The organism is Engelhardtia mirabilis (genome assembly GCF_007748095.1).
Taxonomy (GTDB): domain Bacteria; phylum Planctomycetota; class UBA1135; order UBA1135.
Map to the genome: position 1 here is coordinate 1,760,899 of NZ_CP036287.1, position 15,859 is coordinate 1,776,757.

The window sequence follows — 15,859 nt, forward strand, 5'->3', positions numbered from 1 at the left end:
TCGGACCGGGCCTGGTGGACCACGGGATACGCCTGCTCTAGATTCTCCAGTGGAACGGGTGCCACGGACGGTCGTCACCCGCTAGCGTCGACCTCTACAGGAAGGCCGATGGAGCCCACGACTGGCAACTGGCGGGCTGAGCACCAACAGCCAACGGATGAAGCATCACGCGCGGCGCAGAGCGCGGGAGACTGGCCTGATCTGGCAGGGATCAGCGGGAGAGGTGTGCCTGCTCATCAGATCGACCGGATCAAGCACGACCTCGACGCCCCGTCAGAACTGCCGGAGAAGCGTTGGCGGAGTATTCGGGCAGTACGCCTTCGGGCTCGAACCCGCGACATTCAGAACGTCCCTATGGTGATGTCTAGCCCGTTGGTTAGTGCGATGGCCGTCGCATTGATCGAGACGCCTTGAGTGCAGAGGGTGACCCCGACGAGGCTGCAGTCTGATGGGACCAGAACGCTGAAGGGAATCCCGGCCGCCGACTGGACGAGTTGAAGGGGCCCTGCAGGATCACATAGCAGGGTACCGAGCGGCGGAGCGGGGATGTTGACGGGACCGACGCCGAGCGCGAGGACGTCAACTAGAGCGCCAGGCATGAACGTCGTGTGGTCGATGACCGGATCCCACATCGCTCCGATCACTGGTCCACTCGTTTGGCCGGGCGAGAGTGCCGCGGGGTTGGGCGGGACTCCCTGGCGTATGGTTTCGCTGGCAAGCAAGTGGGTCGCCGTAGTCGCGTAAGCTAGATCATCGATCAAGACGCCGTCGATGTTCGCGCCAGTGGCGAAGTGAATGTCGACCGCAGTGAAAGGCACAATGCTGACGACGCCTAGAAAAGAAAACGTCCCCTGACCTTGCGGCGACGAGAACGCAACGTCGGGTAGAGCTGCGCCGAGAGACAACCCGAGCCCGGTCGATGCGAAGTCCGCCTCGACGTCGATAAAGATGGCGCTGACTGCTCTGACGGGTTCGCTGAAACTCACGCGAATTACGCCCTCGCACGATGGCGTGCATGCGGGCGAAAGCATGTTCGGAGGGCTCGGCGGGTTGGGCACTTGGCCGGGCGCGGGGTTGCCGACGAATATCCCGTTCCCGGATGTGTCTGTAAGAATCGGGCAGGAGAGCTCGGCCAAGAACTCGTTACCGACGATCGGGACGGAAGTCGATCCTGCGACGTTGTCGAAGTCCAGAGTGACGACCGAAGACCCCGCGGTAGCGATCAGCCAACCAGACGGGTCGTTTTCATACACCGTGAGCTGCGCCGCCGCAGTTGTGACTACGCGTAGCTGGTCAAGCTCTTGCACTACCGACAGGGATAGCTCGAGGGTGTGCAGGTCTTCTGAGATCCAGACTGCATCCTCTTGTGCTGAGGTGTTCAACTCGAGTCCGCGCTGGGACGGAGCTATTGGATAGGCGACCTCAGCAAGTCCAAGCACTGAGTCAGTAGCGTCGAGTCTTGAGGTCGTGAGGATCAGACCAGCCACCTCGCCTTCGAAAGTAAGGTGGATCGACCCTGGCCAAGAGTCCAGGTCTACCGGGTCATAGTGGACGAGGTAGCTCGAAACAATCTCTCCAGCCCCAATTTTGCCGGGTATTAGGTCGGCATCTGTATCGAAGCAACCGGCCCCTGCGGCGTCGAGCAAGAGCGGTGCCTCTAGGAGTAGGTCCGTGCGTTCCTCGATCACCCGGACCGAGTACCCCTCATACTGGTCCTGTTCGATGGACGGAGGAGGCAGGCAAACCGGAGACACGGCACCGGCAACCGACAGCAGCCCGGAGACACACAACTCTGGATTCGAGGCGAGGGGCTCGAAGGGGATGCAGTCCTGCATCAGCGTCGGAGTCAAGCCCGTGCAGGCCGATGCCAAGGCGATGGTCGAGAAGATGTTCATGGCAGTGCGAAGTCGATGTTGGCTCTCGTCGATTGGAACGAAAATCGCGGGCCTCGAGAATCAAGATTGCTCAGGTTTCCTGTGGTGTTGACGAAACTCCTTCTACCCTGTTGTAACTGCTCGATCCACTGCCGACGGTTCGTGAGGTGAGTCCTTCGTGCTCAAGCGCGCCGAGGATTGCTTCGCGCACGGCCCTCCGACGAGCACGACCACGGGGAGAGCCTTGCAGGGCCGCCTCGATCGCGCAAGCCACTCGCGTTTGTAACTTGGCGCGGGTCGTGCATGCGCTCCAGCGGGGCAGTGCACGGTCCATTGCGGAGGCCGTCAGCCAGCCCCGACTGCGCCGCGGGCGGTGATCGTCGAGCTGTCAAGGTTCGGCTGGTCAGGTCCACCCTCAGTTCGGCCAAGCTGGTCCAGCTCAGTGCCCTCGGAAATCAGTCATTGAGTGCTCGGCAAGGGAGGTTCGGAGCGCCAGAAAGGGGCGCCCAGGAGGGGCTGGAAAAACAGATCCTCCAGTTCGGCCAAGCTGGTCCACCTCGATCGGGGCATCAGACAGCCTCGCGCCCTTTGGTCGGCGGGTTGCGGTAGGAGCTCCCTTCCATCACCAGGACGTGCGAGTGGTGGAGCAAGCGGTCCATCGCGGCGGAGGCCATCAGGTCGTCGCGGAAGAGCGGGTACCACTCCTCGATGGCGCGGTTCGACGTGACCACGATCGAGCCCCGCTCGTAGCGAGCTCGGATCACCTCGTACAGGTCGATCGGCTCGTCACCTTCGAGCGGCCGCAGGCCGAGGTCATCGAGGATCAGCACGTCCGGCGTTGTGTAACGCAGGAGCCGCTTGTCCCAGCCTTGGTCGGCCCGTGACGACCGCAGCTGGGTGAGCATCCGGTGGGCGGTCGTGTACAGCGCTGAGTGGCCAGCGCGGCAAGCGCGTTCTCCCAGCGCCTGGGCGATGTGGCTCTTGCCGACGCCGGCAGGCCCGATCAGCAGCACGTTCTCCTGCTTCGCGACGAAGCCACAGGTCGCGAGGTCGATGATCTTGGTCTTGGGGATCTGCGGGTTGAAGGACCACTCGAAGTCGTCGAGCCGCTTGGTGGTTTCGAAGGTCGCGCGTCGCAAGCGCATCTCGAGCTGCTTCGAGTCGCGCCGCTCGACCTCGTCGCTGCAGAGGCGGAAGAGGAATTCGGAGTGGCTGAGATCCGCATCGACGGCTTCCTTCGTGCGCAGGTCGAGCGTCTGAAGCACGCCCGAGAGCCGGAGCTTCTTGAGTACGGGGACGAGGTCATCGGCGATCGCCATGGGTCTTCTCCTGGATTGCTGTGAGCGTTTCGCTCGGGTTGCGGGCGAACATCGATCCCTGAGACCACGCTCGCCCGGACTCCTCCGGCAGGGGCTCGAGGTCGAGCCCCTGCTTGAGGATGCTCTTGATGCTGCGGTACTCGAGGCAGCCGAAGTGCAGCGCGCGTCTGGCCGTCGCGCGTGCGCGCTCGCGCGGAAAGCCCTCGAGATGCGTGACGACCGCCTGCACCTTGCGCAGCTGGTAGAGCACATCGTCGGAGTCGAAGATCGCGGCAGCGAGCACTTCGACCTCCTCACCGATCACCCGAGCACGCACGATCCAGTGCTCGCGGCTGCGGTGCCGGAGGTCACGGCGGTGCTCGGGGAGATGCGACTCGATCGTGCTGCGCTTGCCGCGCGGCACACGCGAATGAGCGTGAAGACGGCAGTCCTCGGCGTAGATCACAATCGAGTGCGTCGTGCAGCGCAGCCAGAGGTCTTGGCCCAGCAAGGTCCACGGCGCGGAGTAGAAGGCGCCGTCGACCTGGACGTGGCTGTCACGATGCAGGCGTGCCTTCTTCCAGATCACGAGCTCCCACCGCGACTGCGGCAAGCTCAGCAGGGCAGCGCGCTCTTCCTCCTCGAAGTACTCGAGCGGTGCGCGGCCAGTCGTCCCGTGCCGGCGCCGCCCTGCGATCTCCAGCGTCCAGCGCCGCAGCGCCCGCCGGTCCTCGTGGATGTCGACGGACTCGTGCGTAGCGAAGAAGTTTCCCTTCGTGTAGCGCACTCCGCGCTCGACCTTGCCCTTCTTCTCCGGCGCGCGTGGCGGCGTCGGGTCGATCTGGAATCCGTAATAGCGTGCGAGTTCGACGTACGTGCGGTTCAAGACGGGTTCGCCGTCCACGCCGAACGAGGCCCGAATCACTGCCGCCTTCAAGTTGTCGGGCACGATGACGCGCGGCACGCCGCCGAAGTACTCGAACGCCTCGACATGCAGCCTCACCCAGGTCTCGATCTTCTGGTCGAAGACGATCTGGGTGTGCATGTGGCGGCTGCAGCCGAGCGTCATCACGAAGAGCCAGCTCTTGCGCAAGACGCCGCGCTCGGGGTCGTAGCGCTTCCCGACGTAGCCGAAGTCGACCTGGGCCACCTCGCCCGCGGTCGTCTCGACGGAGATGGCTACGTCCGTCGGCTTGGGACCCTCCGCGTCGGCGAGTCGCAGCACCAGACGCTTGATGGCCGAGAGGCTGCCGTCGAAGTCCGGCTCGTTCAGGCGTAGCCAGTCGTGGATCGCACTCGGCCCGGCCCCCTTCTTCCGCAGCCGCTCGATCGTCGCGACCCACCGCTCGACCGAGGAGCGCTGCTGCGGCGCCTGCCTCGACTGGACGTGCTCCTCGACTGCCGCTCGCAGCTGATCGAGGTCGGGCAGCTCGTTAGGCGCGCCCTCGAGCAGCCCCGCCGTAGCGAGCGCGCGCATGTAGGCACGGATCGTGTCCCGCCCAATGTGCAGCTGTCGCGCGATCCCTCGCGATCCCTGCCCCAGCCTGTGCAGGCGGAGCATCTCCTGAAGTCTGTGCATGTCGGTCCTCCTGGCGCCCATCCATCCTCCTTGGCTCGTGGGAGCCGAAGAGGATGAGGGCGGTCAGTAGACCGGCGGGAGGACCTTCGGGACTGGCGGCGGTGGACCAGCTTGGCCGAGCTGAGGTGGACCAGCTTGGCCGAACCAGGGTGGACCAGCCTGGCCGATCTCACCCGCCCATCACCCCGCCGCCGGGGTGGACCAGCTTGGCCGGGCTACAGGTGGACTTGATACCCCGAGCTGCAACATCGAGCCGATGACGGGCGGCCTCGAGCGCGACCAGGCATCCATCCAGGTCGACCACGCCGCCCTTGTGCCTCGACCTGTCGCCGCAGCCACGCAGTCCCAGGCCGGCTTCGCGCTTCAGCTCGCCGACGCCGTGTTCCGCCCACGGTAAGCGTCCGGCAGCCCCTCGGAGCGATGCTTCATCCGCTCGTTGTTGGTGACCCGTTCAGGCTAGTGAAGCGCCCTGGCCCGCGATGAGGCGAGGGCAGCCTTAGCTGAGAGCGGTGAGCCGATTGCGGCGAGCGAGGTCTGGGCCGACCTGGGGCTCTGAGTCCTGACCGTCGGGCCGTTCTTCTGGACACGCGCTCACCCCGCAAGCGCTTGCGGAAGCGGTGGCATGGCGCCGACCCCCCCGAGGGCGCATGCTCTGGGAGGTCCGGCGTGCCACTGGTCCTGCGCCGGCAACTGTTGCCGTCGGCTCGCAACCCAGGCCGGGCCGGGGACTTGCCGCTCGACTGAGAGTCGGCCGATCAGGCCCCCTCCCGCGAACCCTCGGCCCAGCCCCACGATGCCCCGACGCCCGGCCCCCGTCTGCCCGTCAACACCGCGTTCATTGGGCGGTTGAACCTCACCATCCGCCAGAGCTCAGCCTACCTGCGCCGCAAGGCCTCGGCCCACCCGCGCTCGATGCGGCGGCTGTCTGGGAGACTCGAGCTGCTACGGGCCTGGTACAACTTCTGCCGACCGCACCGCGGGCTGAAGTTCGGGCGCGAGTGCCGGACTCCGGCGCAGCTGGCGGGGCTGGCGAGCCGTCGAATGCGCCTGCTCGAGATTCTCCGTTGGAAGGCGTGCCACGGCCGGTCGTCACCCGCTAGCCTCGACCTCTACAGGAAGGCTGATGGGATCCACGACTGGCAACTGGCGGAGTGGCGACCAACAGTGACCGGGTGAAGCATCGGACGTTGGCACGATGGAAGAACCGACCAGATTGATCAAGCGAGCCGCCGGCGGCGACCTCGAGGCCTACGACACCTTGTTTGCCATCCTACGACATGACATGGAAGCGATCGCCGGGTCCCTGATGCGTGGCGAGTCCCGTGAGATCACGCTCGAGGAAGGCGTGCTCCTGTCAGAGTGCTATCTGCGACTGCGCCACCTGTTCGAGCAACGCGGCGAATCCGAACGCCTGCCCAAGCCCGACGATTGGCAGAGCCGTGAGCACTTCCTGCGCTTCGCAGCGCGCGCGATGCGCTCGGTCCTGCTCGATAATGCACGCCGCCGCGGTGCACTGAAGCGGGGTCGGTATGCCTCCCCTGCTCGGATTGACGAGGCGGCGATATGCGTTCATGCATCTCCGGACGACGTCATCTTCGTTGACGAGGCGATCGAGAGACTCAGTGCTGTCGACGCGGACTACGGTGCGCTGCTCGAGTTGGTCCGTTTCGGCGGCCTCCGGCCACGCGAAGCCGGTGTCGCATTGGGCCTCTCACGAAAGCGCTTCGAGGCGGCTTGGGCCTACATTAGGGGCTGGTGGATGCGCGAGTGCGACCAGCGCGGTAAGCGGGCGCACAAGGGAACTCCCGAAGGGGAGTCGCCAGAGTGACCGCTCATTCGAGCAGCTCGCGGTAGACGCGCGCGCGCTCACCGAAGCCCTGGTCGGGGCGCATCGCGTCCAACCCCTCGAACAGCTGAGCGGCGAGTGCGTAAGGCTCGACTAGCTTCGCGTGGCCAGGGGCGAAGCGCGCTTCGTAGATCGCTAGCGATGCGTCGAGCGCCGCGAGAGCCTCGTCGAGTTGAGCTAGACCAGCCAGGGCCACGACGCGCCTGAGCAAGAGCTTGGCGGTCACCTCATGCCCCACCGGCAAGTTCAGGTGGGCCAGCTCCAGGCTCGCGTCGCACAGCGCCAGGGCCTCCTCGCAGCGGCCGAGCGTCGCTAGAAGCTGGACTCTTTCGGCCCTCAATTGCAGCGACGTTGGATGACCGGCGGTCGCGCGGGCCTCGTGCCCGAGCGACGCCCGGTCCATCGCCTCAAGCGCCCCCGCGAAGTCCGCTGTCGCCTGTCGCGCGCGGGCCAGGGACGAAAGGGCGATTGTGGTTCGATCGTCCTCGACTCCGAGCGTCTGACAAAGATCCTCGACGATCTCCTCGAGCAGCACCCGCGCGCCTTCGAGGTCGCCGAGCGCGCTCCGCGTGCGCGCCAGTCCGATCTCGGGTCCCCGCCCGGGGAAGTCCGACGCGAGGTGCCCCTCGGTGACCAACTCTACCGCGCGCTCGTAGGCCTCGAGCGCGCGGGGGTGGTCGAGCCGTCCCTCGTATACCGCCGCGAGTGAGACCCAGGCGTTCACCGTCTGCCGATTGGGATCGATGCCCGGGGCCTCCAGCTCGGCCAACAGTTCAAGCAGGGCGGGCTCGGCCTTGTCGGGTCGGCCCTCGTCAATCCACACCTGCGCTAGCCCATAGGTCCCGGCGCGCCGAGTGTCCGCCCCCAGGTTGCCGCCGAACGAACGCAGTCGTTCAAAGTAGGTTCGCGCACGCTCGAGCTCACCCGAGCGCCGGGCCACGTTGGCCAGCTCGAGCAGCACATTCCTGGTCTCTGCGGAGTTGGCTCCATAGACCGCCTCGATGAGGCCGAGTGCTTGCTCGGCCAGCTCACCGCGCTCGAAGTCGAGGCCGAAGCGTCGGCGCGCCTCGATCATTGAGACCGCGAGCTGAGCCGTTTCTGCGCGCCCGCTGCCGAGCTCGGCCTCGATAAGCGCTTGTACTGGATCAAGCACCCCGCGCGCGATCACGCTGCGCGCCAGCGCGACCGGATCGATCGCCCGCTCCACCGCCGCGAGCAACATCTCCCGGTCCGGCGAGGGAGGCAGACGCACCGCGAGCTGCTCGAGCAACTCGCCCTCGAGCGCAGGCGCGAGCGCTGCACCTTCCAGGTTGTCGAGCAACGAGGCCTGGAAGCTGACCGTCGCCTCGAGTCGCTTATTCGCCTCCCTTGATAGGGCACGCCCGTGTTCGGCGGAGGCTAGTACCCCGGCCAGGCCGAGGAGGAGGGCCGCCGCGGGAATCAGAGCCGCGCGATGGCGCCGCAGCCAGTAGCCGCTCTGCTTGACAATCCCCGGCGGTGCGGCGAGGACGAGTTCGCCGGCGAGATAGCGCTCTACGTCCTCGCGCAGCTCCTGGGCCGAAGGGTAGCGGTGGTCGTGATGGGTGGCGCTCGCTCGTCGCACAATGGCGTCGAGCGCCTTCGGCACCGGGTCGACGCCGCGGACGCGAGCCTCGCGGCGGGGGCTCGGAGCGTCGCGCATGAACAGGTCTTCCAGGGCCTCGAACTCAAGGCCCGACGGGACGTTGCCGAGATCGACGGCTGGCGAACCGACGAGCAGGCAATGCAGCAGCCGACCGAGAGCGAACACGTCGGAGCGCGCGTCGACCGCCGCCCCGCCCACGCCTGCCTGCTCTGGGCTCATCCAGAGCGGGGACCCGATTCGCCGACCGTCCTCGGTCCGACTCGCGCCCGGATCGTCGTCAGCGGCGAGAACCGACGCGATGCCGAAGTCAATCACCTTCGGACGTGGCTCGCCGTCCTCCTCCAGCACGAGCACGTTCGAGGGCTTGAGGTCGCGATGCAGAATACCCCGGTCGTGGGCGTGCTCTACCGCGCGGCAGACTCGCACGAACAAGGCCAACGTCGCGGCTGGTTGAAGCTCGGCCTGCCGGACGTAGGCTGTAATCTCCGGGCCATCGACGAGCTCCATAACCAGGTACGGCCGGCCTCCGTCTGAACGTCCCGCGTCCTTGATCGAGGCGATGCCCGAGTGCCCAAGCTGTGCGAGGACATCGCGCTCGCGCCGGAAGCGCCGGAGGACCGCCGCAGTATCGGTGCCGGCCTTGATCAGCTTGAGCGCAACGTCGGGCATGCCCTCGGCCGTGGTCTGGGCGCGCCAGACGCGTCCGAAGCCACCCTCGCCGAGCACCTGCACAAGCCGGTAGCCGCCGACCAGATCGCCCGCCTCGGGCTCGGGGGCGGGGCGCAGCTCCATCTGACGCTCGTACTGCTCGAGGAACGGCAGCAGCTCGCGCACCTCGGCCGCCAGTCCTGGAGAGGCCTCATCGAGGCTGGCCAGATAGGCCTGCTGCTTGGGCCCATCGAGCGCCGCGGCCTCGAGCAGCGACCGCCCTACGCGGTCGGTGGGGGGCCCCGAGGGCGGTTCGGGAGTGTGATTCGGTTCGTCGAGCATCGCGAGCGGAGCGGGTCCCTGTGTCAGTCCTGAAAGTCGCCTCGGTCGGCCCGACGAGAAGATCGGGCTCTCAAGCAGTCGCCCAGCCGGACCGGTGAGGGAGGTCGAATCCCAACGGGTCGGCGCGATGGGGCGCTGAGCAACGCGAACGCGGCGCTTTGCCAGACAGTGAGAGCCGGAGCTCCCCTGAACGCGCGCCGATCCATCAGCAGACCTAGATCTCGGTCACCGCGCCACGGGTTTCTCGAAGTCCCGGTACACACTGGGACGCGACTCGCGTCCTTGACGGTGGAGCCCCGCTCGACGCCCGCGTTGCCTGCTGATGCGCGGCGTTCCGACCCACGACCCACGACCCTCATGCGCCCCACTTCCCGACTGTACCCAGCCGGAATCCTCGCGAACTCGATCCGCCTCCTGCTCGTCCTCGTCGCCCTTGCAAGTCTCGTCCGCCCCACTGACGCACAGGTGCTCGTCAACGGTAGCTCGGTAGCCGGCCAGATCACCGTCCCAGGCGAGGTCGACACCTGGTTCTTCACGGCCTCCGCAGGTGAGTCGGTCGAGGTTCGCGCTACGACCACTCCATCGCCGTCCTTTGCCCCGCGATTGGAGCTCATCGATCCGCTCGGGCAGTTGATCGGAGCAGACGAGAGGTGGCACGTAGCTGCCGTTGGTGGAACGCTCTCGATCGACGGCGTTTACACCGTCACGATTCGTCACTGGGGATACTTCTCAACGAAGACCGGCCCCTACCAGATCGAGTTTGTGCGGGCCCCAGGGGCGAATGAAGGCGGCCCGCTACCCAACGGTGGGTCGATCACGTCTGATCTTGACGTTGGCGATCTCGACAGTTACACGTTCGACATAGCGGCGGGAGAATCCTTCGCAGTGCGTCTGGCCGAGCTTCCGGGTGGGTCTATGGTGCCTACACTGGCCGTTTACGATCCGACCGGCGCCCTAGTTGGTTCTAAGGCGGCTAGTCAGGTTGCGAATCTGGGTGGCATAGCGTCGGTCCCCGGTACCTACGTGGTGCTGGTGTCCGATTCAAGCTGCTGTAGCCTCGGCCCCGATGGCAGCGGGCCCTATCGGCTGTGGTTCGTGCGAGTGCCGGGGGCAAATGAAGGTGGGACGTTACAGAATGGTCTGCCGGTGACCAATACGCTCGATGTCGGCGACCTCGACAGCTATACGCTCGAGATGACCGCTGGTGATTACTACCTACTGCGGCTGGCGGAGCTTCCGGGTGCGAGCATGATTCCAACCTTGTCTCTCTATGACCCGACCGGCGCTCCCGTCGGGAGCAGCGCTCTCAGCGCCGTCTCGGACTTGGAAGGCGTCGCAGCTCTGTCGGGGACCTACACGGTTCTGATCTCGGACTCGTCTTGTTGTAGCTCGGGCCCCTACGGCAGCGGCCCCTATGCGCTCCACGCCCTGACGCTGCCCGGACCGAGCGAAAGCGGCCCGCTGGCGAGCGGAGGCGTGGTCTCAGCGGACCTCAGCCTAGGCGACCTCGACAGCTATGACTTCGTCGCTGAATCCGGCGAACGAGTCCTCCTCCGCCTGGGCGAGCAGCCCGGCGCGGCGATGACGCCCACAATGAGAGTCTTTGACCCCAACGGAGCGCTTCTCGGGAGCAGCAGCCTCAGCACGGTCTCGGTGCTCGAGCTAGTAGTGGCGTCCACAGGATTGCACACGGTGGTCGTCTCCGACTCGAGCTGCTGCAGCCAGGGCCCCAATGGAACGGGCCCGTACGACCTTCACTACCTGCGCCTGCCAGGCCCGACCGAGTTCGGCCTGCTCGCGGCTGACTCCGAGCTCGCGGGAGAGATCACGGTCGGCGATCTCGACAGCTACACTCTGAAGCTTGCGGCCGGCGAGTCGTTCGAGATCACCCTCGCTGAAGTCGGTGGCACTGCCCTGGCGCCGGCCATGACCCTCTACGACCCGAGCGGGACGCCGATCCTCGCTGACGGGGACGGCGAGGTCGCGGGGGTCTTCGGTAGCGCTGCGACGGCCGGGGAGCACACGCTCGTCTTGAGGGACACGAACTGCTGTAGCTCTGGTCCGTCCGGATCAGGGAGCTACCTGCTCCGGGTGGTGACGGTTCCCGGGGCGAACGAAGGAGGAACTCTACTCGACGGCATCACGATCTCTGACTCGATCGACCTCGGAGACGTGGACAGCTTCACGCTGCTGGCCGATTCGGGGGTCGCCGTGAGTGTTGATGTGACTAAATCGGGCGCTACGTCGCTCGCTCCAAGCCTCAAGATTTACGGTCCGAGCGGACAGTTCCTCGCCGGAGACCTCGATGGAACTCAGGCCGTTGTAGGCCTCGTGACTCAGGGGGCAGGCATCTACACGGTCGTCGTGCGCGACGGTGGAACCTCACTGGTCGGGACTGGTGGCTATGGCGTGACACTGACTGGAGCGGTCCTGTCGCCGACCTCGACGCCGAACGTCCTGCTTTCCGCAGCCAGTTCTACCGACCCGGCTCTGTTCGATATTGGCGGCGATCCCCTGCTCGGACCGCGAATCGGCGACCTAGACGAACCCTTCAACTTTGCGCTCGACTGCAGCGGGACTACCGGATCAACTTTCTTCTTACTTCGTGCCACTACCGAGCTGGCCTCGGTTCCGATCTCGACGGGCGCCGGTACCCTGTACATCGCCGGGGCGCCCATCCTCGAGTCTGTCGGCTTCCAAGATCAGTCGGTCGTACTTTGGTTCCCGATCTCCGGCGGACTGGAGGTCCCCAACGACACGGCTCTCGTCGGCTTGAGCTATGTAGTTCAGGGATTCTGCGGCGATCTACTCGGCGGCGGCCGGCTCAGCAACGGGCTGATGCAGGAGATCGGACTATGACCCGCAGGCCGTCCCGAAGTCTGAGCGGATTCTTCAGCAATAGGGCACCGGGATGCTGCGAGCCTCCTGCGGCGGAGTCGGGGCTGCCGACGACCGCCGAGATGGAATGCGACCTGCCGCACCGGAGCGCCTGGCCGCCCTGCTGGAAGTTGCATACGAGAGTGGCTCGCGCGATCGAAGTGGCCCTGCAAGGCTTGTCTCGTGGTTGTGCTCGTTGGTGGGCCGTGCGCGAAGCGATCCTCGGCGCCCTCGAGCACGAAGAACTCATCTCACTTACCGTCGGCAGTGGATCGAGCAGCTACAGCAGGGTGGAAGGAGTTTCGTGATCACCACAACGGGGCACGGTCTTCGAATCTCGCCCCATCTGTCACTAGAGGCGAGCCGTAGGGGAACCCATAATTAGTAGGATCATGTGGTCCGTCTCGGATTAGATCTAGTACTCGTTCAAATATGCGAAGGCGAGCGCTGTAGGGATGCGCAGCTGCTCGGGAGAGTTCAGGGCCTAGTTCGTTAGCCCTTCAATAATCGAGGAGATCCGTCGTGGCGTCACATCGCTTCAAGTTGGTCCTAGTACACTTCACAATCACGCTCTTCTCTATTTCTGGTTGTCGGACAGCGGAGAGGGAGCCTGCGGGTGGCGGGCGGCGTCTTGGCGATAGTGGCGAGGTGGGGGGGGGAGGCAGCGCGATTGGTCAATCTGCGCGCTCCGCTGCCGACATCGAAGGCTTTCACTCAATTCTAGACATGGTGGAGCAGATCGAACCGCTTCGCAATAGGCAGATTACGCTTGAAAGCTGGCAAACTGACGGAATGGAAATGATGGGGCCATTGCGCCCAGAGGACCGCAAAGCCCTCGAGGAGCGTATTGCTGCTGGGCTCGCAGACGTCGTCACGCGGCGGATTCAAGCCCACACTGCGAAGATCGGCAGTCTCGGCGATGGGGTAGCCGCGGTTTCCCAGGGCAGTCAGTGGTACCGAGAACTTGTTAACGAGTTTGAGCAATATAGAGAACTCCCGGAGTACGAGGCGGCCATAGACGCCTTTCAGTCTCGCCGGGCCGGGGACTACGGGCGCTCAATGGGCATGATGGTTAGGTATATCGATGCGTGTTCGACTGAAGAGCTTGAGGAGCTAGAACGCGAGTGGTTTGCTTCTGACTACGACCTGGCGTTGCCCGCTCGAGAGGTGGTTCATCAGGCCATCGCGGATCGGCGGTCAAGCTTGGCTTCGTCATGGGGCGTCAGGAGTGTTGAGGCTGCAACTTTGGCGCAAATGGAGGTTGCTGTAGACCCGAGCACCGCTTTGCGTTACATCGACTTCAGTGGTTTCCCGTCCGCGGACTTTCTCGAACTGATCTACTACGGCTCGAGGGGGAACACGAGTGCCGCGGCCCAGCTGATGGAACTTTGGATTGCCGAACTAGTGACCCCGTTGGATGTCGCATTTCTGCTAGCGGACATGAAGGCCGCGTGGCGCATGTACCATGTGGCGTACTTCGATCGGTTTGGCTCCACGGAGCGGCTCCGAGATGAGTCAGGGGAGGTCTGGGTAGAGACTTCGCTCGGCGAAGGGGGAGGAGGCGACATCTTCGTTCGGAGTCGCTACATCGAATCCTATTCGCGGGCCAGGTCGACCGAGTTCACGGGCGGGTTGCTGATCTTGCAGGCTGCGTCACGCGCCGAAGGGGTGGATCCGACAGGTTCAAGTGGGCCCGGTCCGCTGCTCGATGGCATGATTGATGAGAGCTTCGGGAAACAGCTGAGATACTTCGAGGCTTGCGCGTCCTTCCTGGATGCCTACGCCGAGGAATATCCCGCAACAGTGCAGCACTTTGAAGGGAATCTCGAGCGTGCTTCAATGCTGCAGGCGTTGCAGGTAATTGAGAGGCTGGAGGTTCAACGCTAGGTGGGTGCCTGGTCGTTGTCGGCAATTTGGTCGGCAATCGTCTGCATCGCCTCAGCTTGGAGCCTAACGCTCTGCGCCAATCCGCGTGGCGCTCAACGGAACACCTGCCAACTAGTCCCAGCCGTAGCACAGCTTGTTCCCTGCCTCAGCACGCGGTGACAGCACCACAGGAGCGAGGACATGGAAGACCGAGCATTGAACCCGAGGCAGCCCTGGGCGATGGGACGGCGGGGGCCGGTGCCCCGGCGTAGTCGGAAAGAACAGGCGCGTTTGCTGGATGGGCTGGCGAGCCGACGGATGCGGCTGCTCGAGATTCTCCAGTGGAAGGCGTGCCACGGCCGGTCGGCAACTGCTAGCCTCGATCTCTACAGAGAGGCCGATGGGATCCACGACTGGCAACTGGCGGGCTGAGCACCAACAGCCAACGGATGAAGCATCGGGTAAAGGAAGGATCGGAGTGTCCATGTTGAGGCACTGGAGTCGGATAGGACTAGGGCATGCTTAGATGGATCAGGAGTGAAGTTCGATCAGGTGTTCAATGGGCTATATTGGGAGGCGACATCGTGAAGGTGCCAGCTTGTCAGCTCCAGTGGATGGTTACGTGTGTCCTAGTGTTCAGTGGGTTCTGCGTGAAGGAGGCAGATGCCCAGGTGATTGATTTCGAGACGTTTCCAGCCGGAGGGAGCACCGGCGATATGGAGGAGATCTCGAATCAATACATGCAGAGTGCTGGAGTGTCGTTCGCAATCGTCGATAGCGAAGAGAAGTTCGTGCGATACCCCTTGATCGCCAAGGTGGGGCCACCGCTGACGGCCTTCTACGGCTGTCCGGGTGAGGACCAGCCGCTTCCCGGCCAAGGCGTCGGGCAGAGCTTCTTGACTGATGACGATCAGCTTGGATACACGGGGAGCCTCTTGGTTACCTACGCGGATCCGGTGGTCGAGGCTTCAGGAGTCATTCTCGATGTGGACATTCACAGTACTGGCCAGTTCGAAGAGTGGACAGTCATTGCACGGAACGCTGCGGGCGCGACAGTGGACTTCGATGTGATCTCGGCCCCTGTTGGTCCTGCGTACTCCTGTAGCGCAGGCGGCTTTCTCGGGCCTGGAGATAGCCTCGCTTTTCAGTGGACGCTTCGCTCTCCTGCGATGATCGCCGAGATTCAGTCGATTCTAATTGAGTTCACTGGCAATGCGACGGCCGTCGGGCTCGCTTTTGACAACTTCAGTCCGTCTTCTGTCGGTGCGGCGGCGACTTCTTACGGGTGCGAAGTGAATCCCGTCGGAAGTCTTACTGTATTGGCGGGGAGCTCCTCTGTCGGCGATGTGGTCGTGTTCGGCGTGGATAATCCGTTTGGGACGCAGTCCGTCGGGTCTCTGCCGTTGGTTCTTCTCTCGCTCGCCGCGGACGCTGCCTTTCCATGTGGGACCCAGTTTCCGGGGCTGGGGATGGCGGGGGCTGGCGCTCCTGGGGAGGTCTTGATCGATCTTGGTTCAGCTAACCTAGTTAAGCCTTTCCTGTTCAATGCCCTTTGGGCTGGGCCTGGCTCTCCAGCGCCTGTTCTTGCGGCGTTCCCTGAAGCGCCGGAGTTGGTCGGCCTGAAGGTCTATGCCCAGGGAGTTATTCTCGACCAGTCGCCGAGTTCCGCGGTGCCCATCGGCCTTACGAACGGAATGGCGATCGTGGTCGGTGGCTAGGCGGTCTTTGTGACATCAGCGTGCAACTCTCCTGGGTTTCTAGTGCGATCTTGGTTGTCGCTCATCGTTGAGGAGCCGCCCCCGGTGCGGACTACTCCCGAATATGGGCGTCACCAAGTCGTTGGTCGCATTCTCACAAGAATCGGACGGGTGACCGGGACGAGAGGGTCGGGGCTCGATTCGGCCA

At 64.4% G+C, this 15,859-nt stretch carries 8 protein-coding genes; 4 read left to right on the forward strand and 4 right to left on the reverse strand.

Annotated elements, in window-relative coordinates:
* Positions 1-341: 341 nt before the first annotated feature.
* The 3 genes from Pla133_RS06305 to istA form a co-directional block, all read right to left on the reverse strand.
* Entirely contained in the window at positions 342-1,895 is a 1,554-nt protein-coding gene (locus tag Pla133_RS06305; protein ID WP_145063590.1) for a hypothetical protein, read from the reverse strand.
* Positions 1,896-2,443: 548 nt separating this feature from the next.
* Positions 2,444-3,193: an IS21-like element helper ATPase IstB gene (istB, locus tag Pla133_RS06310; protein ID WP_145061396.1), complete on the reverse strand. Its 750-nt coding sequence runs from the start codon at positions 3,191-3,193 to the stop codon at positions 2,444-2,446.
* Positions 3,177-4,772: an IS21 family transposase gene (istA, locus tag Pla133_RS06315; RefSeq protein WP_145061394.1), complete on the reverse strand. Its 1,596-nt coding sequence runs from the start codon at positions 4,770-4,772 to the stop codon at positions 3,177-3,179. Before istA ends, istB begins: the two co-directional genes overlap by 17 nt.
* A 1,174-nt stretch (positions 4,773-5,946) precedes the next feature.
* On the opposite strand from istA, the gene Pla133_RS06320 reads away from it, so the two are divergent.
* Positions 5,947-6,579, forward strand: coding sequence for an ECF-type sigma factor (locus tag Pla133_RS06320; protein WP_145063592.1), 633 nt, complete (start codon positions 5,947-5,949; stop codon positions 6,577-6,579).
* A gap of 4 nt (positions 6,580-6,583) precedes the next feature.
* On the opposite strand, the gene Pla133_RS06325 is transcribed toward Pla133_RS06320, so the two are convergent.
* The gene (locus Pla133_RS06325) at positions 6,584-9,013 is read right to left on the reverse strand and encodes a serine/threonine-protein kinase (RefSeq protein ID WP_419195432.1); all 2,430 of its coding nucleotides are present in this window, start codon (positions 9,011-9,013) and stop codon (positions 6,584-6,586) included.
* 555 nt (positions 9,014-9,568) lie between these two features.
* Between Pla133_RS06325 and Pla133_RS06330 the strand changes: the two genes are divergently transcribed.
* From Pla133_RS06330 to Pla133_RS06340, 3 genes are all read left to right on the forward strand, one after another.
* Positions 9,569-12,070, forward strand: coding sequence for a hypothetical protein (locus tag Pla133_RS06330; protein WP_145063596.1), 2,502 nt, complete (start codon positions 9,569-9,571; stop codon positions 12,068-12,070).
* A gap of 744 nt (positions 12,071-12,814) precedes the next feature.
* The gene (locus Pla133_RS06335) at positions 12,815-13,975 is read left to right on the forward strand and encodes a hypothetical protein (RefSeq protein ID WP_145063598.1); all 1,161 of its coding nucleotides are present in this window, start codon (positions 12,815-12,817) and stop codon (positions 13,973-13,975) included.
* Positions 13,976-14,604: 629 nt separating this feature from the next.
* Positions 14,605-15,672 (forward strand): hypothetical protein, encoded by a 1,068-nt coding sequence (locus Pla133_RS06340; RefSeq protein WP_145063600.1) that lies wholly within the window; start codon positions 14,605-14,607, stop codon positions 15,670-15,672.
* Positions 15,673-15,859 lie beyond the last annotated feature (187 nt).